Here is a 21,664-nt window from a genome sequence, read left to right as displayed (position 1 = left end):
TGAAAAATGTCAAGAGCCTTTAATTTTAGCGCCGGGCCAGCCATGTTGCCAGAAGCTGTAATGCGCAAAGCGCAAGCGGAAATGCTGAACTGGAACGACACCGGCATGTCTGTGATGGAGATGAGTCACCGCTCAAAAGAATACATGCAAATGGCCAAGCATGCCGAGCAGACACTGCGCGAAATTATGGGCATTCCTGATAACTATAAAGTTTTGTTCACCCATGGTGGCGCGTCTTTACAGTTCAGTGCGATTCCATTAAACCTAAGCCAACCTACTGATGTGGCTGATTATTTTGATACGGGTGTTTGGTCGCATAAAGCGATTAAAGAAGCCCAGCGTTATGTGAATGTAAATGTGGTGTGTGAAAACCACCACCGCATTCCCGATTCATCAGAATGGTCGTTATCTTCAAACGCCAAATATGTGCATTACACACCTAACGAAACCATTAGTGGTGTAGAGTTTATGCAGCCGCCGCAGGTGAATGTACCTTTAGTTGCGGATATGTCATCTACGATTTTGTCACGTCCAATTGATGTCTCGCAATTTGGCGTGATTTATGCGGGTGCACAAAAAAATATTGGCCCAGCCGGCTTAGCGATTGTGATTGTGCGTGAAGATTTGCTCGGGAAAGCCCGTAATGACACGCCGATTTTAATGAATTGGCAAGTTACCGCTGAAAACGATTCAATGTATAACACGCCGCCTACCTATGCCTGGTATTTAGCCGGCCTGGTGTTTGACTGGATTAAAGAGCAAGGCGGTGTGGAGGCGATGGCTAAACACAACCAAACCAAAGCCTCAAAACTTTATGCGGCGATTGATTCGAATCCTTTCTACAGTAATCCGGTTGAGCCCAGTCAGCGTTCATGGATGAATGTACCCTTTACCTTAAAAGACCCAAGTTTGGATGCACTTTTCTTAGAAGAATCCAAAAAAGCCGGTCTATTAAACTTAAAAGGTCATAAAGTTGTCGGTGGTATGCGCGCCAGTATTTATAATGCGATGCCAGAAGAAGGCGTGGAAGCGTTAATAACGTTTATGAACGACTTTGCACAACGCCACGCATAAATGAAGAGTTTGCGCATGACACCGAATACACAAGAAGCCGAACAACTGAATACCATTCGCAATGAAATTGACGCAGTTGATGCCAAAATTCAGGAACTGATCAGTGAACGCGCACGTTGCGCACAAAAAGTCGCGGACATTAAAACCCAAGGCGGCAAGGTTGAAGCGGTTTTTTACCGCCCAGAACGTGAAGCCCAAGTTTTACGCGCCGTTAAGCAACGAAATAAAAGCCCGTTATCGGATAATGATATGGCGCGTTTATTTCGCGAGATTATGTCGGCCTGCTTGGCACTTGAACAACCGATCAAGGTCGCGTATTTGGGGCCAGAAGGCAGTTATACGCATGCAGCGACCATTAAACAATTCGGTTCGTTTGCGCAACCTTATGCTGTTTCAACCATAGAAGACGTCTTTAAGTCGGTCGAAACCGGTGTCACCCACTATGGTTTGGTGCCAGTTGAAAACTCCACTGAAGGTGTAGTAAACGCCACCCAAGACAGTCTGATCACCATGCGTGCGCATGTCACCGGTGAAGTGGATTTAGCAATTCACCATTGCTTGTTATCCAACGCCAAAGATATGGGTTCAATCTCTAAAGTGGTGGCACATGCCCAAGCTTTAGGCCAATGCCGAAGCTGGTTAAAGAACAACTTACCTGGCGTTGAGCTGGAAGCGGTTGAATCTAATGCGTTAGCTGCCAAAATGGCGCAGGCTGACACATCATTGGCGGCGATTGCTTCTGAGCAGGCGGCGGTTTTATATCAATTGACGATTTTAAAATCACACATTGAAGATGTCAGCGATAACACCACCAAGTTTTGGGTGATTGGGACTGAATCCACCTCACCCAGCGGAGAAGATAAAACCGCATTGGTGTTATCCATTCAAAACCGAGCGGGTGCTTTAGCCAAAATTTTAGACAGTTTCGCAAAACGCGAGATTGGTATGACTCGAATTGTATCTCGACCATCCAACAATAAAAAATGGGATTATGTGTTTTTTATTGATATTGTGGGTCACCAAACTGACCCCAAAGTAGCCGAAGCCTTAAAAGAAGTAGAAGCGCAAACCAGCTTTTTCAAGCTATTGGGTTCTTATCCGGTTTCACCACTCGAATAAATCGCTAGAAAACGCTTAGATTGAACCCATTTAACTTTAGAGAGCCCTGTATGAATCCCGTATTTGAACATTTAGTTCAGCCGCAAATTCAATCAATTCAACCCTATGTTCCCGGCAAGCCGGTAAGCGAACTGCAACGTGAACTTGGGTTAAAACACATCAGTAAGTTAGCATCTAACGAGAATCCGCTAGGCGCGAGTCCGAAAGCTTTGAGCGCTATCGAGATTGCCCTCAAAGACATTGCACGTTATCCAGATGGAAATACGTTTTATTTACGCAAAGTATTGAGTGATTTCTTGTCGGTACCGGCTAGCCAAATCGCGTTAGGGAATGGCTCGAATGAATTGCTTGAGTTGGTTGGCCGAGTTTTTTGTGCTCAAGGCGATGAGATTGTTTACTCGCAATATGGGTTTGCGGTTTATCCGATTACGGCGCAAATTGTAGGCGCAACAGGCGTAGAAGTTCCGGCCAAAAATTACGCTCATGATTTAGATGCGATGGCTCAGGCGGTCACGTCAAAAACCAAACTGATCTATGTCGCTAATCCAAATAATCCAACCGGAACGCTATTTGGTCGAGCCGAATGGGAAAGCTTTATGCAAGCCGTGCCTGAAAATGTAATGGTGGTGCTAGATGAAGCCTATTTGGAATATGTTGAAACATCCGACTATCCGAATGGTTTGGATTATTTAGCTCAATATCCAAACTTGATCGTGTCACGCACTTTTTCGAAAGCTTATGGTTTAGCCTCTTTGCGTGTGGGTTACATGGTGGCAAGTGAAGAAATCATCTCTTATATTAATCGGTTACGTGCGCCATTTAATGTGAATCATTTTGCCCAAGTTGCGGCGGCCGCGGCTTTGCAGGATCAGCAATTTGTTTTGCAATCGGTAGAACTTAATCGCCAAGGTAAACAACAAATTTGCGAAGCTTTAGTTGGTTTGGATATTCCATTTATCCACTCAGAAGGCAATTTTGTGTGTGTTGAGTTTGGTGATAAGGCTTCAGAAATAAACACCAAGTTGTTGCATCATGGCGTGATTATTCGCCCAGTTGGGAATTATGGTCTAAACCATTTTTTACGTGTTTCGATTGGTAATCGCAGCGAAAACCAACACTTTATTGATGCCTTACATCAGGTGCTTTAAGCTATGAGAATAGGGCGTCTTTGTGTAATCGGGGTCGGGCTAATCGGTGGTTCGTTTGCCTTAAAACTCAAACAACTGGGTTTAGTCGACGAAGTCGTCGGTTACGGGCATCGAGTTGAAAATTTAGAGAAAGCCGTTGCTCTCGGTGTAATAGACCGTTATGAAACGGATGTGACTTTGGCGGTAAAGGGCGCGGATCTAGTGATGCTAGCGGTGCCATTGGGTGTCATTGGCTCGTTATTTGCCGAAATTGAACCACATCTAGATGCAAAAACCATTGTGACGGATGCCGGTAGCGCGAAAGACAGTGTAATCAAAGACATTATTGAGAAAGTGGGGGGTTGTCCGCCTAACTTTGTGCCCGGACATCCTATTGCTGGTCGTGAAAAAAGCGGCGTTGAAGCGGTTGATGCCGATTTATATCAAAATCACCGCGTGATCTTAACGCCGACTGAAACCACCAATGAATCAGCGGTTGAATTGGTTCAAACACTGTGGAGCGAGGTTGGCGCAAATGTGAGTTTGATGGCGGCGAGTTTTCATGATGAAGTATTTGCCGCGACCAGTCACTTGCCGCATATGTTGGCATTTGCATTAGTCGATATGTTGAATGAACATGCTGAACTTGGCAATGTTTTTCAATATACCGCTGGCGGCTTTCGCGACTTTACCCGCATTGCATCAAGTGATGCCACCATGTGGCGCGACATTGCACTGCATAACTCGGTCGCTTTGGTAAAGTGGTTAAATGCATACCAAGCGGAATTGCAAACACTTACCCAGTTAATCGAATCCCAAGATGGTCCGGCGTTATTTGCGTTGTTTGATCAAGCCAAAACTGCGCGCGATCAGCATATTTTGCATAGAAACGCGGATTTATAAATCCTAATCCTTTAAATTAAAATCCAATATTAAGAACAACCTTATGAAAAATATACGTTTTATTGTCCAGCCTGGTGGCGCCTTAACAGGCACGATTCGAGTTCCAGGGGATAAATCCATTTCACACCGCAGCATTATGCTGGGATCGATTGCTGAAGGCACCACCACCGTAACGGGTTTTTTAGAAGGTGATGACAGCCTAGCGACCTTAAAAGCCTTCCAAGCGATGGGCGTTAAGATTGATGGCCCGAACCAAGGCAAGGTAGTGATTAAGGGGGTTGGCTTAAACGGCTTAAAAGCGCCAAGTCACACACTTAATATGGGGAATTCAGGCACCTCGATGCGCCTGTTATCTGGCATTTTGGCAGGTCAGAGCTTTAGTTGTGAGTTAACTGGTGATGCGTCTTTAAGTAAGCGCCCAATGAAACGTGTGATTGACCCCTTAACACTTATGGGTGCGAGTATTACGAGCGAAGAGAAAGGTTTACCTCCGCTAAAAATTCAAGGAAACGCTAAGCTTAAAGCGATTGATTACACCTTACCCATGGCGAGTGCGCAGGTTAAGTCTTGTGTATTATTGGCGGGCTTGTATGCCGAAGGCGTAACCAGTGTTGTTGAGCCTGCACCAACCCGTGATCATACGGAACGTATGTTGCGTGGATTTGGTTATGAAGTGCAATCTGAAGCCCTAGATAAACTGGCTACACGTGTCACATTACAAGGCGGCGGCAAACTTAAAGCGGGCCATATTGATGTGCCATCTGATATCTCATCCGCCGCTTTTTATATGGTAGCCGCATCGATTGCGCCAGGTTCGGATTTATTGATTCAACATGTCGGCATGAACCCGACGCGCACCGGTATTATTGATATTTTGCGTTTAATGGGCGCTGACCTAACTTTAGAAAATGAGCACGAAGTCGGCGGTGAACCTGTGGCTGATGTGCGTGTTCGTTACGCTAAATTAAAAGGCATACAAATCCCAGAAGCTTTAGTGCCGTTGGCGATTGATGAGTTTCCGGTTTTATTTGTGGCGGCTTCGGCGGCTGAGGGCACAACGATACTAACTGGTGCCGAAGAGTTACGTGTTAAAGAATCGGATCGCATTCAAGTCATGGCCGATGCCTTGCAAGCGGTGGGCATTGATGCACAACCGACACAAGACGGCATGATCGTTAAAGGTGGTCAACAAAAGCCACAAAAATCAAAAATTATTAGTCACCATGATCATCGCATTTCTATGTCAATGACCGTGGCGGCTTTAACGGCGGTCGCACCTATTGAAATTGAAGATTGTGCCAACGTGAATACCTCTTTCCCGGGTTTTGTTGAATTGGCTAATTCGGTTGGCCTGAAAGTGGTCGCGCAGGAGGGTTCGGAATAATGCATACAATCGTGACTGTTGACGGCCCAAGCGGTGTAGGTAAAGGCACATTAGCTCAGCTTTTATGTGACTACACCGGGTTTCATTTTTTAGACAGTGGGGCGATTTATCGCACACTGGCTTATGGTGTGATTGCTAAAAATATTGATTTGGATAATCTGGCTGAATTGGTGGCTTTAGCCGAAAGCTTGCCGGTATTGTTTGAATCTGGCCGTGTATTATTTGACGGGGAAGATATCACCACCGAAATTCGTAATGAAGAGGTCGCCGCCATGGCTTCTAAAGTGGCCGCTATTCCTCAAATCCGTGCGGCTTTATTGCAACGCCAAAAGGATTTTTCACAAGCACCAGGCCTGGTAGCGGATGGCCGCGATATGGGTACGATCGTTTTTCCCCAAGCTAGCGCAAAATTGTTTTTAACCGCCTCAGCCGAGGTGCGTGCAGAAAGACGCGTTAACCAGTTGAAAAATCAAGGTGTTACTGTTAATATTGCCCAAATAACTCGCGACATTATAGAACGTGACGAGCGTGATCAAAACCGCTCAGTATCACCTTTAGTGCCTGCGCAAGATGCTTTTATCATAGATACGAGCGATTTAAATATCGATCAAGTCTTTGAAAAAGCAAAAGAATTCCTACAGAAACGTGGGATATGACGACAAGGTTGATTATTGGGGAATCGACCATTGCTAACTGACCCGAAACACTTTACTTGCCCCAAAATTGGTATTGTATTCGGTTTTGTAATTTAATTTGGTAATCCACTCATGAGTGAAACTTTTGCACAGTTATTTGAAGAATCTCTTCAGCTAGACCGCTTCCAAACAGGCGCTTTAATCATCGGTACCGTTGTTGGTATTGATAAAGAAACCGTTATGGTTGATGCCGGTATGAAATCAGAATCGGCCATCCCAAGAAAACAATTTGAAGACGCGAATGGTGAACTAGAAGTTGCCGTTGGTGATGAAGTTGAAGTTTGCCTAGAGGCCTTAGAAGATGGCTTCGGTGAAACTCGCTTGTCACGCGAAAAAGCGAAACGCGCGAAAACTTGGGATCGTCTTGAAGCTGCCGTTGAAGACAACGAAACCGTTATTGGTTTTGTTACCGGTAAAGTTAAAGGCGGCTTGACCGTTGATGTTGAAGGTGTACGTGGTTTCTTACCAGGTTCATTGGTTGACACACGTCCGATTCGCGACTTTGGTTTCCTAGAAGGCAAAGAAGTTGAGTTGAAGCTGGTTAAGATCGATCGTAAACGTAACAACGTGGTGGTATCACGTCGTGCCGTGATCGAAGCTGAGAGCAGTGCAGAACGTGAAGCGTTATTGGCTAACATGGAAGAAGGTGCGGTTCTTAAAGGTATCGTTAAAAACCTTACTGACTACGGTGCATTTATTGACTTGGGTGGCGTTGACGGCCTATTACATATCACCGATATGGCATGGCGTCGTGTTAACCACCCTTCTGAAATTGTACAGGTTGGTGATGAAATCGAAGTTAAGGTTCTTAAGTTTGACAAAGAACGTAACCGTGTTTCTCTAGGCTTAAAGCAGATGGAAGAAGATCCATGGTCTGATATGGTTTCGCGTTACCCAATCGGTTCAGAAACCGCTGGTAAAGTGGCCAATATTACAGATTACGGTGCATTCATCGAAATTCAAGAAGGCATTGAAGGCTTGGTTCACACTTCTGAGTTGGATTGGACTAACCGCAACATTCACCCATCTAAAGTAGTTCATTTGGGTCAAGAAGTGCGCGTGAAAATCCTAGACGTAGACCAAGAACGTCGTCGTATTTCATTAAGTATCAAACAGTGTACTGTTAACCCATGGGAAGGCTTCGCAGCGACTCATAATAAAGGTGACAAAATCACGGGTAACATCAAGTCAATCACTGACTTCGGTATCTTTATCGGTCTAGACGGTGGTATTGATGGTTTGGTTCACTTGACGGATATTTCTTGGGCTCAGAATGGCGAAGAAGCGATTCGTGAATTCAAGAAAGGTGATGAACTAGAAACTATTATTCTTTCTATTGATCCAGAAAGAGAGCGTATTTCGCTAGGTCTAAAACAACTTGAGCAAGATCCTTTCTCACAATATGTGGCGGCCAATGGCAAAAACAGCATTGTAGTCGGTACGGTTAAGACTGTAGATGAGAAGGGCGCGGTTATTGATTTAGCTGAAGAAGTTGAAGGTTACCTTCGTACTTCAGAGCTTAAAGAAGAAACCCGTGATGCTTCAAGCGTTCTAAGTGTTGGTGATCAGGTTGAAGCTAAAATCACAAACATCGACCGTAAGAGCCGTAGTTTGTCTTTATCTGTTAAGGCAAAAGATAAGCAGGATGAGGCTGAGGCGATTAAAGGCTATACCTCAAATCAAGATCAAGCTACCAATACTCTTGGTGACTTATTGAAAGGTCAGCTCTAAACCTGACAAAAACGATTTTCACTTCAACGTATTGAATTGAAAATATTGTTTGGTCGTTCAGTGTTGGTTAATGTAATTAATCCAACACTGTTCCTCATCATTAGTGAGAAGGTAAGAGTATTGAAATGACCAAGTCAGAATTGATTGAGCTCATAGCGAGAAAACAAACCCAACTCTCACAAAAAGATGTCGAGATTGCGGTAAATCAGATTATTGAGTCAATGATTAATGCTTTAGCTGAAGGCGATCGAATTGAAATTCGAGGTTTCGGCAGTTTTAGTTTGCATCATAGACAAGCCAGAATGGGGCGCAACCCTAAAACTGGTGAAGCAGTAAAACTACCCGAAAAGCGTGTTCCACACTTTAAACCGGGTAAAATTCTGCGTGAACAAGTTGATGCCTCCAAAACATCAACTGATATCATATGTTAAAAGTTGAGCCAACCGCCTTATGATTAAGCTCCTATCTTTAATTGCAACCCTTGCATTTGTTGGATTTGGAGTCGTATTGGGTTTGCTCAATTCAACACTTGTGTCGTTTGATTATTTATTTGGTCAGCGGCACATTCCTCTTTCCGTTTTACTCAGTATTTCATTTGTGTTGGGTATGCTTTTCGCCGGTTTATTTGTGTTTACGCAAGTCATACGTCTGCAATGGAAATTGCATCGTTTAAACAAACAACATAAACAACAAACGATTGAAATCATCGAACTCAAAAAACAACTGCATAGAACACCCTTAGCCAAATCACAAGATATTACGCTTAAGAATCTGAGCTAAGTGTTTAAATTTACATTCATTTTACGTTACTAGGGGAACGATCGTGTCGTCATCTTCTCGTGTTATTGTGGCTTTAGATTTTGCTAATCAAGCTGATGTGTTTAAGCTGGTTGATCAGCTTGATCCAATCCAATGCAAACTCAAAGTCGGCAAAGAATTATTTGCCATCGCAGGACCAGGCCTGGTTGAACAGCTAATCAAGCGTGGCTTCGATGTATTTTTAGATTTAAAGTACCACGACATCCCAAATACAGTCGCGATGGCTTGTAAAGCCGCCGCAAATATGGGGGTTTGGATGGTTAATGTACATGCTCTGGGCGGCCCAAACATGATTTCAGCTGCCAAAGAAGCCATTCTGACAGCCGAACATCAGCCGATTTTAACCGCAGTAACGATCCTTACTAGCTTTGATCAAGCTCAGTTAAGTGCGATTGGTTTACCTGGTAGTATTCAAGATAATGTGCTGCGCCTGGCTAAATTAGCGCAGAATTCAGGGGCCGATGGTGTGGTGTGTTCAGCACAAGAAGCCTTCGAGCTGAGAAAACATGTTTCAAAAGACTTTTGTTTGGTGACACCGGGTATTCGTCCGGTTGGTTCAAAATCAGATGATCAAAAACGTATTATGACCCCAGCAGAAGCGATTCAGGCTGGATCGGATTATTTGGTTATCGGCCGTCCGATTACACAATCAGCTGACCCATTAGCCTCGTTATTGGCGATTAACCAATCTTTAAGCTAGAAACCCCTCTAAACTTATTGCATTAAGGCATGGATTTCTCTATAATTCTCGCCTTTCATACGGCATAAAACGCCGTTATGGAATTCCTTGCCTTATCACAAAATGTGATAAGGCTCTGTATTAGATCCATAAGGAGAGACCATGCGTCATTACGAAGTAGTATTCCTAGTGCATCCTGATCAAAGCGAGCAGGTGCCTGCAATGATCGAACGTTATCGTTCGATCATTGAACAAGCTGATGGAAAAATCCACCGTCTAGAAGACTGGGGTCGTCGTCAATTAGCTTATACAATCAATAAAGTGCACAAAGCCCATTACATTTTAATGAACATTGAATGTAACCAAACGGCTTTGGACGAACTTGAAAATGCGTTTTATTATAACGATGCCGTGTTACGTAAAATGGTAATCGCACGCAATGAAGCGGTTACTGAGCCGTCTGTCATGGCAGGCAAGAAGGATGATAAACCTGAAGCCACTTCATACCATAGGGGAGAGTAACATGGCGAGAAATTTTGGACGTAAAAAATACTGCCGTTTTTCAGCAGAAGGCGTTAAAGAAATTGATTATAAAGACATTGATACCTTGCGTGCTTATATTACCGAAACCGGTAAAATCGTACCTAGCCGTATTACAGGTACCAGCGCTAAGTATCAGCGTCAATTGTCAACAGCTATTAAGCGTGCGCGCGTATTAGCTTTGTTGCCATACACTGATCAGCACAAGTAATTAAAGTTCTGAAGGAACCCATAATACTATGATAGCAATCGCCAATTTTGTGATGAAAGGCCCTATGCAGGCTTATCTTGCAGCAATTGGATTTGCCTTATTGACTGTTTGGTTTAGCCCGTTTGGTGTTTTTGCGGGTGCCATCATTGCGCTGATTACGTTGCGAGTTGGTGTTAGCGATGGCTTTAAAACTCTATTAGCTGCGATGGCTGTAAACCTAGTTGTTTCGGGGTTTTTATCTGGTAGTTATTTGCCGGGTTTGGTCGCAATTCTGGAGTTTATGGTTCCTGTTTGGATTCTGGCGCTTGTATTACGTCAAACTAACTCCATGGGATCCACACTTCAGATAGCTGCGTTAATGTCAGGTGCTGGTTTATTAATAGCGCATCTCATGTTAGGTGATTTACCGACATGGTGGATGGGTTTATTTGACCAAATGTTGCGACCAGTCCTAGAAGAAGCCGGTGTCGCTTACTCATCTGAAATGATTGAGCAAGTGACGAATGTCATGTCTATGTTATTAGCCATGTTTGCGGTTGTTCTCTGGTTTGGTACGCTGTTAATCGGGCGTTGGATGCAAGGTGTTTTATATTATCCAGGACAGTTTCAGAAAGACTTTCATCAGTTAAGATTGCCAAAAAATGTCGCAATTGCCACTGTGATTGTCGCCATCGCAAGCTTGTTTTTAAACGAGGCAAGCGGTGGACTGTTAGGCGACCTGTTTGGATTGCTTAGCATGGTATTAATGTTTCAAGGGCTGGCAATTACCCACCATGCTGTGTTTGTTAAAAACTTAAGCAAGGGCTGGTTATTTGCTCTGTATTTCTTACTGCTTGTGTTTCCGCAAACAGTATTAGTTTTAGCGATCGTTGGCTTGGCGGATACATTTAGTGATTTCCGTCGCCGATGGGTAGAAAGTAAATAGAGGTTTTCTTATGAACGTTATTCTGCTTGAAAAAGTACAAAATTTAGGCGGTTTGGGTGATCAGGTAGCGGTTAAGGCCGGATACGCTCGTAACTTCCTAATTCCACAAGGTAAAGCCAAGCCTGCTACAAAAGATAACGTAGCCGAGTTTGAAGCACGTCGTGCAGAGCTTGAGAAGCAAGCGGCTGAGTTATTAGCCCAAGCTCAAGCGGTATATGAAAAAATGAACGGTATGGTTGTGACTGTTGAAGCTAGCGCTGGTGAAGAAGGCAAGCTTTTCGGTTCAATCGGTACACAAGATATTGCCGATGCATTAAAAGCATCAGGTTTCGATATCGAACGTCGTTATGTTCGTATGCCTGAAGGCCCACTACGTCATACTGGTACGTTTGAAATTGATGTTCAATTACACACTGATGTAATTGCTTCAATCAATGTTGAAGTAAAAGCAGCGGCTTAATTCGCTCGCTTTACGTGTGTTAGTAAAAAGCCAAAATGAATTAATCATTTTGGCTTTTTTTATTTCAGCTCGACAGCGCCGATTTTTCTATCGCATCGTTTATAATAAGGCTTCATTTATAAACTCAGCATGTTGGTTATGAAAGGCAATCTCCAAAGCGTCACATCGGCCTCCCAAACGCCCTTTAAAGTGCCACCGCACTCCATCGACTCAGAGCAATCTGTATTGGGTGGATTAATGTTATCAAATGCCTCGTTTGAGGATGTATCGGTTGTCATTAACGAATATGATTTCTATACCAAACAACATCAAGCAATTTACTCCGCTATTTGTGAATTAAGCCGCAGCAATAAACCATTTGACCTAGTTACTGTGGTCGAAGTGCTGGAAGCTTCAAATCAAATTGAACTGGCGGGTGGAAAAGGCTATCTTGCCGATTTGGTATCGAATACACCAGGGGCTGGTAACATTTTATTCTACGCCCAGATTGTGCGTGAGAAATCAGTGCTTCGAAAGCTAATTGATGCGACTAATGAAGTGTCTGAAAGCTGTTTCTTTACCAAAGGCAAAGACATTCGCGAAATTTTAGACTTTGCTGAGTCTAAAATTATGGCGATTGCCGAGCATGGTGAAGGCAAACAACGCCAATACAAAACGATGGATGAGTTATTAGCCTCGGCAATTAACCGAATTGATGAACTATTTAACTCCGATGGCTCTATCACTGGAATTGAAACCCATCTGACCGAGTTTGATGAAATGACTTCTGGTTTACAGAATGGCGATTTATTGATTGTGGCCGGGCGTCCATCGATGGGTAAAACCACTTTTTCGATGAACTTGGCTGAAAACGTGGCGACCAGAAGTGGTTATCCGGTTGCGGTATTCAGTATGGAAATGCCTGGTGAACAATTGGCGATGCGTATGATTAGCTCACTCGGACGAATTGATGCCCATCGCATGCGAACCGGTAAACTCCAGCCTGAAGACTGGGCTAAGATGAATAAAGCCATTTCGCTTTTATCGAGCGCCGATATTTACATAGATGACACGCCCGCGCTGATGATCACCGAGTTAAGAGCCCGCGCACGTCGCATTGATAAAGATATTCGTGACAAACAACGCCGTAAAGCGATCGAAGCGGGAGTTGAAGATCCCGAATCGAAAGTAACCGGTTTAGGTTTAATCGTCATCGATTATCTTCAGTTGATGCGTGGTTCTCAAAATACCGATAACCGTGTAAACGAAATCTCTGAAATTTCGCGTGGTTTAAAAGCGCTTGCCAAAGAATTGCATATTCCGGTGATTGCTTTATCACAGCTTAACCGCAGCTTAGAACAGCGCCCCGATAAGCGCCCCAAAATGTCAGATTTACGTGAATCAGGGGCGATTGAGCAGGACGCCGATTTAATTATCTTTATTTACCGCGATGAAGTTTATTACCCAGACACCGACGATAAAGGTACCGCTGAAATTATTATTGGTAAACACCGTAATGGGTCAATCGGCACGGTTCGTTTAACCTTTATTGGCGAATACACGCGTTTTGAAAACTTCGCTTCCATACCTTCACAGGATATGCATTATTAATATGTCTCGTCCAATTTGTGCCCAAATCAATTTAGCCGCCTTACGTCATAATTTAAACCAAGTTCGTGCTTTAGCGCCCAAGGCTAAAATTTGGGCGGTGATCAAAGCCAATGGATATGGCCATGGTGTTGGGCGAGTGGCGAATCAATTGGCTTCCGCTGATGGGTTTGCGGTGGCCTCAGTGGATGAGGCGCTTATTTTGCGTCAGAAAGGGTTTTTGCATCGAATTTTACTGCTCGAAGGTATCTTTGGTGCCGATGAAATCAACTTAGTTGAACAACATCGGTTAGAAATGGTGGTGCATTCACCTTACCAGGTTAACTGGTTACTGGCGGCGAATATTCAAACGCCGATCAAAGTTTGGGTAAAAATCGATACCGGTATGCATCGATTAGGTTTTAGTCCGCAAGCTTTTAAACAAATCATGATTAAGTTGCAAAATGCGCAACCCAAAATCAGCTTGCATGTGATGTCACACTTTGCAAGCGCCAGCGAAAGTGACTTGTTTACGGCTAAGCAATTACAGGTATTTGAACAGGCCACCAAGAAGCTCGACTACCCAAGAAGTTTCGCCAACTCAGCCGCCGTACAAAACCTAACCTGCGCTCATTTTGACTGGATTCGCCCTGGCATTATGTTATATGGCGCGGGTATTTTGAGCAAATTACAAACTCAGTTCCGTGCCGTATTAACTTTCCGAACCCAACTTATCAGTCTTAAATGGCTTGATCAAGGTGAGGGGGTCGGTTATGGCCAAACTTGGCAAACTCAACGCCGCAGTTTAATCGGCGTGGCTGCGGCGGGTTATGGTGATGGTTATCCTCGACATGCGCCCAGTGGTACGCCGGTTTTAGTCAATGGCCAACGCGCTCAAATTGTTGGCCGGGTTTCGATGGATATGATTACGATTGATTTAACCGACTTTGCGGACTCGGTACAGATTGGCGATCCGGTCATTTTGTGGGGAGACGGTTTAAGTGTAGACGAAATCGCCGACTCGGCCGGTACGATTGGTTATGAGCTCTTATGTGGCATTACCCAACGTGTACCCATTATTGAAATAAACGATGAGATTTAAGCAGATGAAGAAAACGCTTAACATTCATTCAAAAACAATCGCTTATCAAGGTTTCTTTAAAATAGAATTAGTCGATTACCAACACAGCCTTTACCAAGGCGGCATGAGCCCAAAGATTAGACGTGAACTATTCAACCGAGGCCAAGCGGTGGTTGTGCTACTTTATGATTTAACAAAACAATGCGTGGTTTTAATTGAGCAATGTCGCGCGGGTGCATTAGAACAAGCAATCATCAGCCAACATGACCACCAGGCCTGGTTAATTGAACCGGTTGCTGGCATGATTGATGAAGGTGAAACCGCACAACAAGCCTGTGAGCGTGAAGTGTTAGAAGAGGCCGGAATCGCTTTAAAGGATTTTGAATACATCAGCCAGTTTTACCCCAGCCCAGGGGGATCAAGCGAAATTTTACATCTTTATGCCGCGCAACTCGACAGTGACCAGCTCGCGGAGTTTTCTGGTTTAGAGCATGAAGTTGAGGATATTCGGATTATCAAACTAGCGTTTTCTCAGGCCAAGCAACGTTTACTGAACGGGGAATTTAATGTAGCTAGCACCATCATTGGGTTACAATGGCTGTTTTTTCAACGTTTAATTTCCTAAACCACTGAGTACCTCATGCTTGATCTATTTCGATATGCCCATCCCAGCAAAAAACTGCATCAGATCATGGTTCTGATCAGCGCGATCGCCGCTTTGATGTGGTTGTACTATACGGTCGTAGCGCAGCAACTTCTACCCCGAATGATAAAAGGTGAAACGGAGTTGCTTGATTCCTTAATCGGTTTCCCCTTAATTCTGGCCTTAGCCATTGTTATTTACGCGATTGTGTATTGGTCGATTAAATGGCTGATTATCTTTATTGCGCCCCAAAAACTCAGTTTGCCGCCTGAGGAAGATGAGGTGGAATTCGATCCTTCGACTCAGGATGATCAACCCCCTTCAGACAAACCATAAACGCCATGAACTTTCCTGCTATTAAAGCTGAAATTAAACAGTTAATCCGCTTGGCTTTACCTATTTTTACCGCGCAATTAGCCTTAACCAGTTTAGGGGTAGTCGACACCATTATGTCTGGTTGGGTAGGGGTGGCTGACTTGGCGGCGATTGGTTTAGGTTCGAGTATTTTATTGCCAGTATTTATTTTCACGACCGGCATATTGCTGGCCGTCACCCCTATGACTGCTCGATTCCTGGGTCAAAACAAAGTCCAACAAATTGGCTACAACTTATCGCAAGGTTTATGGTTGGCATTACCACTCGGCATCGCCAGTATGCTGATATTAATGCATCCGCAAGCCTTATTGAATCTGCTGAACTTAGCGCCAAATGTATTTTCTTTGACCGAAGATTATTTATTTTGGGCCGCATTTGGTTTGCCGGGCATTGCGCTGTTCCAAGTCTATCGATTCTTCTGGGAAGGACTGGGGATTACACTTCCAACCCTAACATTAAGTATGGCGGCGTTATTGCTAAATATTCCGCTTAATGCGTTATTTATCTATGGATATGGCCCAATAGAAGGCATGGGAGCGGTAGGTTGTGGTGTGGCGACCGCAATTGTGATGTGGTCGATGTTGATTGGCGCTTGGGTTTATGTGCGTTTTTCATCTAAAACCCAAGTTTACCGTTCTATAACAACCACACGCCCTAGCTGGTCAATGGGCTTTAAACCTATTTTGCTGCTTGGATTACCGATGGCGTTTGCTTTGTTATTTGAAGTCGGTATGTTTAGCTTTATTGTCTTGTTTATTGCACCCTTAGGCACGAGTGTGATTGGTGCACATCAAGTAGCGATGAGTTTTACGTCTTTATTGTTCATGTTGCCGCTGAGTTTAGCCATGGCGATGACGGTGCGAGTTGGAATGGCTTACGGCCAAGAAAATCGCGATGCTTTGCTCTGTAGCATCTATACAGGGGCAGGGCTGGCTTTGATATTCGGCGTTCTGTTATCCTTGTCTACGCTAAGCTTTCGTGAATCCATCGTTGCTTTATACACCAGCCATACCGATGTCGTGCAGATTGCGTTGATCCTATTTTTATTTGCCGCGTCTTATCAAGTATTTGATGCGATCCAAGTCGCCATGGCCGGTGCGCTAAGAGGGCTGCATGATACCCAAGTTACGATGTGGGTGACCTTTATTAGTTATTGGGGTGTAGGGTTAGGCGGCGGCTATATACTGGCTTTTTTTAATCCGTTTGGTGAGCCTATGGGTGTATTTGGATTCTGGCTCGGCATAGTGTGTGGTTTAGCGATGGCGGCCATTTTATTAATATATCGCTTACGATGGATGATTCAACATGTTGAATTCAAACAATAAACCCTATAATTCATTGGCAGATTGCATGTGCAGTTCAGGCCAACCCTATTCAGCCTGCTGCCAACCTATTCATACTAAAATCCAACCGGCTTTAAGCGCTGAGGCCTTAATGCGATCGCGTTTTAGTGCATTCCGCTTGGGCTTGGTCGATTATTTATTGGAAAGCTGGTGTGCAAACACTCGACCCAGCGAGCTCGATTTAACCGACCAACCTGATTGGTTTAAATTAGTCATTTATCAAACTCAGCTAGGCTCTGAAAATGATGCAACTGGAGTCGTTGAGTTTGGCGCATTTTACCAGCAAGGCAAACAGCTAGGGGAAATGCGCGAAATTAGTCAATTTCAGCGCAACTCGAGTGGCTATTGGTGCTATCTTAGCGGGGTAGTTTTAGATTAAAACGTATTTAATCGGGTTTATTTGATTGGTTGGGGTTTTCGTCTTTTTGGTTTTTAAAAAAACGATATAAGCCAAACATCAGTAGACCCACGATAGTTACGCTGATAGCGGTTAAACTTAACATAATTAGTAACGCATCCAGCACATGATTCAAAGTAATCGAAGCCATTTAAATTTCCATTTATTTTTTATGGCTTACATTTTACAATAAAAAACTTAATTCACATCACCATTAAGGCAGTTGGGAAGATTTTATGGCACAAACAATTTCAGAACTTGAGAAAGAGCGCGCTAAGTTGCTCGAAGCGATCGAAGCTCAAGCCAGTCAGATTTCAACTAAACGTTCACCTTCATCGGGCTCATCATCTAATGAAGCGCGTCCTCATACTCTTAACGATTGGCTAAACGCCGCGGAGCAAGTTATGCCTGTATCTCAAAATACATCATCAAGCCATTCACGTGATGCCTCAAGACAACAAAGCCGTCCGGCTTCAAACAAGCCGCCGATGAACACCACTAATAATAAGGTGTCTTTTTTTGGTGTCATCATCATGTTGTCCTTGCTGTTAACGGTTATTGGTGTGGTTTATATTGCCTACACAACGGTTCAAAAAGACTTGCAGCAAATGAGCAACCTCCATAATGAAACCTTAGAAACCATGGTTCAGTTGCAAGAAGATATGATCGCATTACGTGACACGGTTGAGCAGGGTGGCAACAGCGATGCTTTTGAAACGGTCATGGCGCGCTTGGATCAATATGAGCAGGAATTAAGCGGTTTAAAAAATCTACAAGCCAATATGCAGAATCAACGTCCTCGTTTAAACCCAAATGCTTTAAATGACGTTACTCAAACCTTAGAACGCCAGATGGAATCGCGTTTGCAAGGTTTAGTTGACCAGCTTAAACGTTCTGGTGTTGCGCTAGAGGCGTCAACGTCTAATGGCTCGCAAACGACTCATAATGACATGTCGGTGAACCAGCCAACCGTTGCCGAACCAAAAGCACCGAGTGTCCCCAGAGCTGAGGAAAGGTTGGTTCGTCTGGTTGAATCAAAATCAACCAGCAGTAATGGCGTGAACTGGTTAAAACAACAAACACCGGAACACTATGTGTTACAGCTCGCGAGCATGCAAGAACGGGCCGGTATTGAGAAAATCATGGCGGATAAAAATATTAGAAATGCTCAAATTATTCCGCAAGTACGCGATGGTAAGCAAAGTTTTGTGTTGGTAGTGGGCAGCTATAGTCAGCGCACAGAAGCCAACCAAGCCTCAATTCAGATTAAAGACGATACCAATATCTCACCTTGGATTCGTCGCGTACGTGATTTAAGTGGTCGCGTCGAGTAAGTCCAAACTCAATTTAAAACTCACTCCTTGTAGGTCGGCTTGTTTCCAATTGCTGGCCTGCAAATCCGCTTGATGAAATTCGGCAATTAAGTGAGCTAAATACAACCCTAATCCTAAATGCATTTCATCTGTTTTATTCGGCAAACGCATGGATACCATGCCTTCGAATATTTGCGTTTCAAAACCAACCGGCAATAACGGACCGCAATTAATCACTTCGATACACATTTTTTTGTCCGTGTTGGCTAAGCGAATTCGAATCGGACAGACGGCGTTATTAAAAGACAACGCATTGTCGATTAATTTATCTAACAACTGTTCAAGCAAGAAACCATCCGCCATGACAGACAGATTACGTTTCGAAAACTGATCTTCGATTAGCACCAGGCCTGGTGCTTGACTGGCTTGCACATCGTTAAAATAATTTAGCAGTCTTGGCACGACTTTAAGCGGGTTTAAAGAGTGGTTTTGTAAACTTTGCTCAAGGCTCGATGATTCAGATAAAGCTTGAATGATCTGCTGAAGTTGCAGCAGGCTTTGCTGAGCTTGCTCTATTCTTGGATGATCCGACTCTAAGCTGAGTAACTCTAAAGTTGCACTTAAACGGTTAATTGGGTTATGCAATTCGTGGCGCAAACTATTGGGTAATTGTTTGAGATAACGTTCATAACTGGCTATTTTTCCAAGGATTTCTAGGATGGTCTGGCGTAAGTCTGTAATTTCATCGGCATAGGGCTCTGAACGTATCAAAGCATCAGGTTGCCATTGCCGGCGCTCTAATTCAAAACTGTTGGTTACATCGCGACTCAGGCGCATAATGCGATTGGATAAAGAACCTGAATACCACCAAATTCCCAACAACACTAACAGCATTAATACACTGCCCAATCCAACCAAATAATGAAAGTGACGCAAAGTTTGATTAAAAATGGTGTTGAGGTTTTGTTCAAACACAATCGCACCCACTTGTTGTTTATCAAGATAAAGCGGGCTCGCTGACATTAAGCTAACCGCTTGGCCTTGTTGATCGGTGCGGTATTGTTGGCTGGATTGACCGTCTAAGGCTAACTTAATTAAGGTGAGTTCGGGTTTCTCGCTTTGTGGAAAAGGGTAAGGTAAAATTTGACCGGATAGTTGACCCACCAAACCAATAATTTGCGCACCTAGCTGTTCAAACACCGGGATAGATTGTGGGGTTTGTTTGGCAAGCTGTCCCATCACATAGTTGGTTTGACCTTGTGAATTAACCAACCAAATTGAGCTGGTTTGCAGATCAACATGCGATAAAACTTGGCCAGCGGCCTGAGTTTGTCCCCACAGATCAGGACGGCTCTCTAAAATCAGCGCCAGGTTTTTCACGGTGTGTTGGTGTAGACGTGCTTGATGTTCAAGTAACAGATGTTGAAAATCCATCGCAAACCGATAAGCCAATAGCGGTAATAAACCTAGCATTAAAAGCAGCAGAATTAAACGACGTCGAATCGTAAACTTGAAGGGCAAGTTAAGCAATTTCATAAACTATTTGATTGGGCTTAATGCGTCAATCCGCATCTCGCCAACTATATCCTCGTCCGTAAACATTATGGATATGATCGAAATGCGCGCAATGCTGTTTAAAGGCTTGGCGAATTCGGCAAATATGGGTGTTGATGGTATTACGTTCCACCACTCCTTGTGTAGCCACCTGCAATTGTTGATAAGAAATCACCGACCCGGCGGCTTGTTGCGCAAACTGCTCAAGCATTTCGAGTTCGGTAATAGTCAAAGCCAAAGGTTGATTATGCCAATAAGCCTTTAGGTTTGGCTTATCAATGGTTAAACCGGCTAGCTGGCTGGTCGTTTGGTTGGCGGCGGCTTGTGAAACCGACTGGTTCAAGCCTTTTGTAAGCCAAAGAATATTGGTGACTTTGCGTTGCAGAACGGCCAAGCTCACCGGTTTGGGTAGATAATCCACCGCACCCAAATCATGACCAAGCATTATGTCGAACTCTGATTGACGTTCAGATAGAAAAATAATCGGAATAGGGCGCTGGTAGGATTGCAGCTCACGCGCCAAATCAAAACCAGCATCGGTATCAGAACCTAAAATAATGTCGGCTATAAACAGATCGGGCAGTTGCTGTTTAAAGCGTTGTTGAACATCTGATTTGGTTTGGTAGGTTTCTAAAGTTAGGTTGTTCTGAGTTAGCGCCGCACGCAAGTTTTCAAGTTGCGTGCGGTCGTCTTCAACAATCAGTACTCGGTAAAGTTCAGGTTCCGAGGGCATCATCAATCACCAGGCCTGGTTATTTAACAAACTGGAAATCAAGAATTTGCATATTCATTATTAAACCAGCATCTTGAATAGGCAATACAACCGCATCTTCATCCGACTCATTATGGTGTGAATGCCACCAACCCGGCGGTGTAATAAACACCGAACCAGCGACCCAGTTAGCACGAATCGGATCGACAATTTGACCGTTTTCATCTAACTCTTTACCAATCATGGTATAGGTGTTTTCACCCGCCGCGACGCAATAATCAATGGCAATCGAGTTATGACGGTGCGGTTTTTGAACCACCTTTTTTGGCAACACATTATATAAAGACCAAAGTGTGTGAGTTAAAGTCATAGTTAATGGGAAATTAGGGTTGGACAACAAAATACCGGTACGGTTGCGGCCTTCACCTTGAGCACGCACCTTGGCCAGTTCTTCGTGTAGACGTTGTTTGGTGTAAAGCACGGGTTCAAAACGTTGCTCTGTAGGTTGCACACCTAAATAGTTTAATAAAGGCGCATCGTGAACCCAATAAAGCGCTGAATCAGCGGTCGCACTATGCAAGGCATCTGGCACCGAAGGTAAGGTAAACAGGTCGCCTTCGTTCCACTCAATCGTGCCATGTTGCATTTGAGTGCGGCCTTTGCCTCGGATCACATAAAACATTTGTGAGGTGGCTTTAGCATCGGTACGAATGCTGGTGCCATCACCAATACGAATAAAGTTCGCCATCAAATTAGGCGTGGTCGCATCATAGTTAGTTTTTAACTGTTGTTTTAGATCAAACGGGATAACACGTGTCGCCCCATCTTCATGCAAACTATGCGGAAAACTCAACACATCAATGTTCGGCATGGGCGGATTTACCGCTGACATATATTCTTTAAACTCAGCTTGATGTTGCCATTTCTGTTGGGCGGCGTGCTGAACTTGTTCGATAGGCTGTCTAGTCATCATAGAATTTATCTCGCTATTTAAAGTAATCTTGTTGTTATGC

General features: G+C 44.0%; 25 protein-coding genes. 21 read left to right on the top strand and 4 right to left on the bottom strand.

Annotated features, from left to right (window positions below; genetic code table 11):
- Positions 1-6: 6 nt before the first annotated feature.
- The 20 genes from serC to IBX48_RS03360 all read left to right on the top strand — a co-directional run bounded on the left by serC (position 7) and on the right by IBX48_RS03360 (position 17,054).
- Positions 7-1,074, top strand: a complete 1,068-nt coding sequence (serC, locus tag IBX48_RS03455) for a 3-phosphoserine/phosphohydroxythreonine transaminase (protein WP_296830761.1) — start codon at positions 7-9, stop codon at positions 1,072-1,074.
- A 15-nt stretch (positions 1,075-1,089) separates the two neighbouring features.
- Complete coding sequence (pheA, locus tag IBX48_RS03450) at positions 1,090-2,193, top strand: prephenate dehydratase (RefSeq protein WP_296830759.1); 1,104 nt, start codon at positions 1,090-1,092, stop codon at positions 2,191-2,193.
- A 50-nt stretch (positions 2,194-2,243) separates the two neighbouring features.
- Positions 2,244-3,341: a histidinol-phosphate transaminase gene (gene hisC / locus IBX48_RS03445; RefSeq protein WP_296830757.1), complete on the top strand. Its 1,098-nt coding sequence runs from the start codon at positions 2,244-2,246 to the stop codon at positions 3,339-3,341.
- Positions 3,342-3,344: 3 nt separating this feature from the next.
- Entirely contained in the window at positions 3,345-4,223 is an 879-nt protein-coding gene (locus IBX48_RS03440; protein WP_296830754.1) for a prephenate dehydrogenase/arogenate dehydrogenase family protein, read from the top strand.
- A 43-nt stretch (positions 4,224-4,266) separates the two neighbouring features.
- Entirely contained in the window at positions 4,267-5,607 is a 1,341-nt protein-coding gene (aroA, locus tag IBX48_RS03435) for a 3-phosphoshikimate 1-carboxyvinyltransferase (RefSeq protein ID WP_296830752.1), read from the top strand.
- Positions 5,607-6,263: a (d)CMP kinase gene (gene cmk / locus IBX48_RS03430; protein ID WP_296830750.1), complete on the top strand. Its 657-nt coding sequence runs from the start codon at positions 5,607-5,609 to the stop codon at positions 6,261-6,263. Before aroA ends, cmk begins: the two co-directional genes overlap by 1 nt.
- Before the next feature lie 111 nt (positions 6,264-6,374).
- Entirely contained in the window at positions 6,375-8,033 is a 1,659-nt protein-coding gene (rpsA, locus tag IBX48_RS03425) for a 30S ribosomal protein S1 (RefSeq protein WP_296830748.1), read from the top strand.
- Positions 8,034-8,158: 125 nt separating this feature from the next.
- Positions 8,159-8,464, top strand: a complete 306-nt coding sequence (locus IBX48_RS03420; RefSeq protein ID WP_296830746.1) for an integration host factor subunit beta — start codon at positions 8,159-8,161, stop codon at positions 8,462-8,464.
- 19 nt (positions 8,465-8,483) lie between these two features.
- A complete protein-coding gene (locus IBX48_RS03415; RefSeq protein ID WP_296830744.1) occupies positions 8,484-8,813 on the top strand; it encodes a LapA family protein in 330 nt (109 codons plus the stop codon).
- 43 nt (positions 8,814-8,856) lie between these two features.
- The gene (gene pyrF / locus IBX48_RS03410) at positions 8,857-9,552 is read left to right on the top strand and encodes an orotidine-5'-phosphate decarboxylase (protein WP_296830742.1); all 696 of its coding nucleotides are present in this window, start codon (positions 8,857-8,859) and stop codon (positions 9,550-9,552) included.
- Between the two features lie 141 nt (positions 9,553-9,693).
- Entirely contained in the window at positions 9,694-10,053 is a 360-nt protein-coding gene (gene rpsF, locus IBX48_RS03405) for a 30S ribosomal protein S6 (RefSeq protein ID WP_296830740.1), read from the top strand.
- A gap of 1 nt (position 10,054) precedes the next feature.
- Entirely contained in the window at positions 10,055-10,282 is a 228-nt protein-coding gene (gene rpsR, locus IBX48_RS03400) for a 30S ribosomal protein S18 (RefSeq protein ID WP_296830738.1), read from the top strand.
- 28 nt (positions 10,283-10,310) lie between these two features.
- The gene (locus tag IBX48_RS03395) at positions 10,311-11,207 is read left to right on the top strand and encodes a DUF2232 domain-containing protein (RefSeq protein ID WP_296830736.1); all 897 of its coding nucleotides are present in this window, start codon (positions 10,311-10,313) and stop codon (positions 11,205-11,207) included.
- 10 nt (positions 11,208-11,217) lie between these two features.
- On the top strand, positions 11,218-11,667 hold the full coding sequence (gene rplI, locus IBX48_RS03390) for a 50S ribosomal protein L9 (RefSeq protein WP_296830734.1): 450 nt from the start codon (positions 11,218-11,220) through the stop codon (positions 11,665-11,667).
- 138 nt (positions 11,668-11,805) lie between these two features.
- The gene (gene dnaB / locus IBX48_RS03385) at positions 11,806-13,257 is read left to right on the top strand and encodes a replicative DNA helicase (RefSeq protein WP_296830732.1); all 1,452 of its coding nucleotides are present in this window, start codon (positions 11,806-11,808) and stop codon (positions 13,255-13,257) included.
- Between the two features lies 1 nt (position 13,258).
- Entirely contained in the window at positions 13,259-14,335 is a 1,077-nt protein-coding gene (gene alr, locus IBX48_RS03380) for an alanine racemase (RefSeq protein WP_296830730.1), read from the top strand.
- A 4-nt stretch (positions 14,336-14,339) separates the two neighbouring features.
- Positions 14,340-14,939: an NUDIX domain-containing protein gene (locus IBX48_RS03375; protein ID WP_296830729.1), complete on the top strand. Its 600-nt coding sequence runs from the start codon at positions 14,340-14,342 to the stop codon at positions 14,937-14,939.
- Positions 14,940-14,954: 15 nt separating this feature from the next.
- Positions 14,955-15,293, top strand: a complete 339-nt coding sequence (locus tag IBX48_RS03370) for a hypothetical protein (protein ID WP_296830727.1) — start codon at positions 14,955-14,957, stop codon at positions 15,291-15,293.
- A gap of 5 nt (positions 15,294-15,298) precedes the next feature.
- A complete protein-coding gene (locus IBX48_RS03365) occupies positions 15,299-16,657 on the top strand; it encodes an MATE family efflux transporter (protein ID WP_296830725.1) in 1,359 nt (452 codons plus the stop codon).
- Positions 16,638-17,054, top strand: coding sequence for a YchJ family metal-binding protein (locus IBX48_RS03360; protein WP_296830723.1), 417 nt, complete (start codon positions 16,638-16,640; stop codon positions 17,052-17,054). Before IBX48_RS03365 ends, IBX48_RS03360 begins: the two co-directional genes overlap by 20 nt.
- A 7-nt stretch (positions 17,055-17,061) precedes the next feature.
- Here the strand turns inward: IBX48_RS03360 and IBX48_RS03355 are convergent, their stop codons facing one another.
- Positions 17,062-17,223, bottom strand: a complete 162-nt coding sequence (locus tag IBX48_RS03355) for a hypothetical protein (protein ID WP_296830721.1) — start codon at positions 17,221-17,223, stop codon at positions 17,062-17,064.
- An 85-nt stretch (positions 17,224-17,308) separates the two neighbouring features.
- On the opposite strand from IBX48_RS03355, the gene IBX48_RS03350 reads away from it, so the two are divergent.
- Positions 17,309-18,406, top strand: coding sequence for an SPOR domain-containing protein (locus IBX48_RS03350; protein WP_296830719.1), 1,098 nt, complete (start codon positions 17,309-17,311; stop codon positions 18,404-18,406).
- Here the strand turns inward: IBX48_RS03350 and IBX48_RS03345 are convergent.
- From IBX48_RS03345 to IBX48_RS03335, 3 genes are read right to left on the bottom strand one after another with little or no spacing between them, the layout of a single operon-like run.
- Positions 18,386-19,921 (bottom strand): ATP-binding protein, encoded by a 1,536-nt coding sequence (locus tag IBX48_RS03345; RefSeq protein WP_296830717.1) that lies wholly within the window; start codon positions 19,919-19,921, stop codon positions 18,386-18,388. The genes IBX48_RS03350 and IBX48_RS03345 overlap by 21 nt on opposite strands.
- Before the next feature lie 25 nt (positions 19,922-19,946).
- Positions 19,947-20,675, bottom strand: coding sequence for a response regulator transcription factor (locus tag IBX48_RS03340; protein ID WP_296830715.1), 729 nt, complete (start codon positions 20,673-20,675; stop codon positions 19,947-19,949).
- Between the two features lie 16 nt (positions 20,676-20,691).
- A complete protein-coding gene (locus IBX48_RS03335; RefSeq protein WP_296830713.1) occupies positions 20,692-21,624 on the bottom strand; it encodes a hypothetical protein in 933 nt (310 codons plus the stop codon).
- Between the last annotated feature and the right edge of the window lie 40 nt (positions 21,625-21,664).

It is taken from the genome of Thiomicrospira sp., assembly GCF_014859555.1.
Classification (GTDB): Bacteria; Pseudomonadota; Gammaproteobacteria; order Thiomicrospirales; family Thiomicrospiraceae; genus Thiomicrospira.
Note: the sequence above shows the minus strand (reverse complement) of the source record. Positions and strands in the feature narration are given on the sequence as shown.

Coding starts and splice junctions, on each gene's coding strand:
- IBX48_RS03355 (WP_296830721.1), bottom strand. CDS start 17,223: ATGGCTTCGATTACTTTGAATCATGTGCTGGATGCGTTACTAATTATG.
- hisC (WP_296830757.1), top strand. CDS start 2,244: ATGAATCCCGTATTTGAACATTTAGTTCAGCCGCAAATTCAATCAATT.
- alr (WP_296830730.1), top strand. CDS start 13,259: ATGTCTCGTCCAATTTGTGCCCAAATCAATTTAGCCGCCTTACGTCAT.
- IBX48_RS03365 (WP_296830725.1), top strand. CDS start 15,299: ATGAACTTTCCTGCTATTAAAGCTGAAATTAAACAGTTAATCCGCTTG.
- rplI (WP_296830734.1), top strand. CDS start 11,218: ATGAACGTTATTCTGCTTGAAAAAGTACAAAATTTAGGCGGTTTGGGT.
- IBX48_RS03370 (WP_296830727.1), top strand. CDS start 14,955: ATGCTTGATCTATTTCGATATGCCCATCCCAGCAAAAAACTGCATCAG.
- IBX48_RS03350 (WP_296830719.1), top strand. CDS start 17,309: ATGGCACAAACAATTTCAGAACTTGAGAAAGAGCGCGCTAAGTTGCTC.
- IBX48_RS03440 (WP_296830754.1), top strand. CDS start 3,345: ATGAGAATAGGGCGTCTTTGTGTAATCGGGGTCGGGCTAATCGGTGGT.
- serC (WP_296830761.1), top strand. CDS start 7: ATGTCAAGAGCCTTTAATTTTAGCGCCGGGCCAGCCATGTTGCCAGAA.
- IBX48_RS03415 (WP_296830744.1), top strand. CDS start 8,484: ATGATTAAGCTCCTATCTTTAATTGCAACCCTTGCATTTGTTGGATTT.
- aroA (WP_296830752.1), top strand. CDS start 4,267: ATGAAAAATATACGTTTTATTGTCCAGCCTGGTGGCGCCTTAACAGGC.
- IBX48_RS03360 (WP_296830723.1), top strand. CDS start 16,638: ATGTTGAATTCAAACAATAAACCCTATAATTCATTGGCAGATTGCATG.
- IBX48_RS03345 (WP_296830717.1), bottom strand. CDS start 19,921: ATGAAATTGCTTAACTTGCCCTTCAAGTTTACGATTCGACGTCGTTTA.
- pheA (WP_296830759.1), top strand. CDS start 1,090: ATGACACCGAATACACAAGAAGCCGAACAACTGAATACCATTCGCAAT.
- cmk (WP_296830750.1), top strand. CDS start 5,607: ATGCATACAATCGTGACTGTTGACGGCCCAAGCGGTGTAGGTAAAGGC.
- rpsR (WP_296830738.1), top strand. CDS start 10,055: ATGGCGAGAAATTTTGGACGTAAAAAATACTGCCGTTTTTCAGCAGAA.
- IBX48_RS03375 (WP_296830729.1), top strand. CDS start 14,340: ATGAAGAAAACGCTTAACATTCATTCAAAAACAATCGCTTATCAAGGT.
- IBX48_RS03335 (WP_296830713.1), bottom strand. CDS start 21,624: ATGATGACTAGACAGCCTATCGAACAAGTTCAGCACGCCGCCCAACAG.
- rpsF (WP_296830740.1), top strand. CDS start 9,694: ATGCGTCATTACGAAGTAGTATTCCTAGTGCATCCTGATCAAAGCGAG.
- IBX48_RS03395 (WP_296830736.1), top strand. CDS start 10,311: ATGATAGCAATCGCCAATTTTGTGATGAAAGGCCCTATGCAGGCTTAT.
- IBX48_RS03420 (WP_296830746.1), top strand. CDS start 8,159: ATGACCAAGTCAGAATTGATTGAGCTCATAGCGAGAAAACAAACCCAA.
- IBX48_RS03340 (WP_296830715.1), bottom strand. CDS start 20,675: ATGATGCCCTCGGAACCTGAACTTTACCGAGTACTGATTGTTGAAGAC.
- rpsA (WP_296830748.1), top strand. CDS start 6,375: ATGAGTGAAACTTTTGCACAGTTATTTGAAGAATCTCTTCAGCTAGAC.
- dnaB (WP_296830732.1), top strand. CDS start 11,806: ATGAAAGGCAATCTCCAAAGCGTCACATCGGCCTCCCAAACGCCCTTT.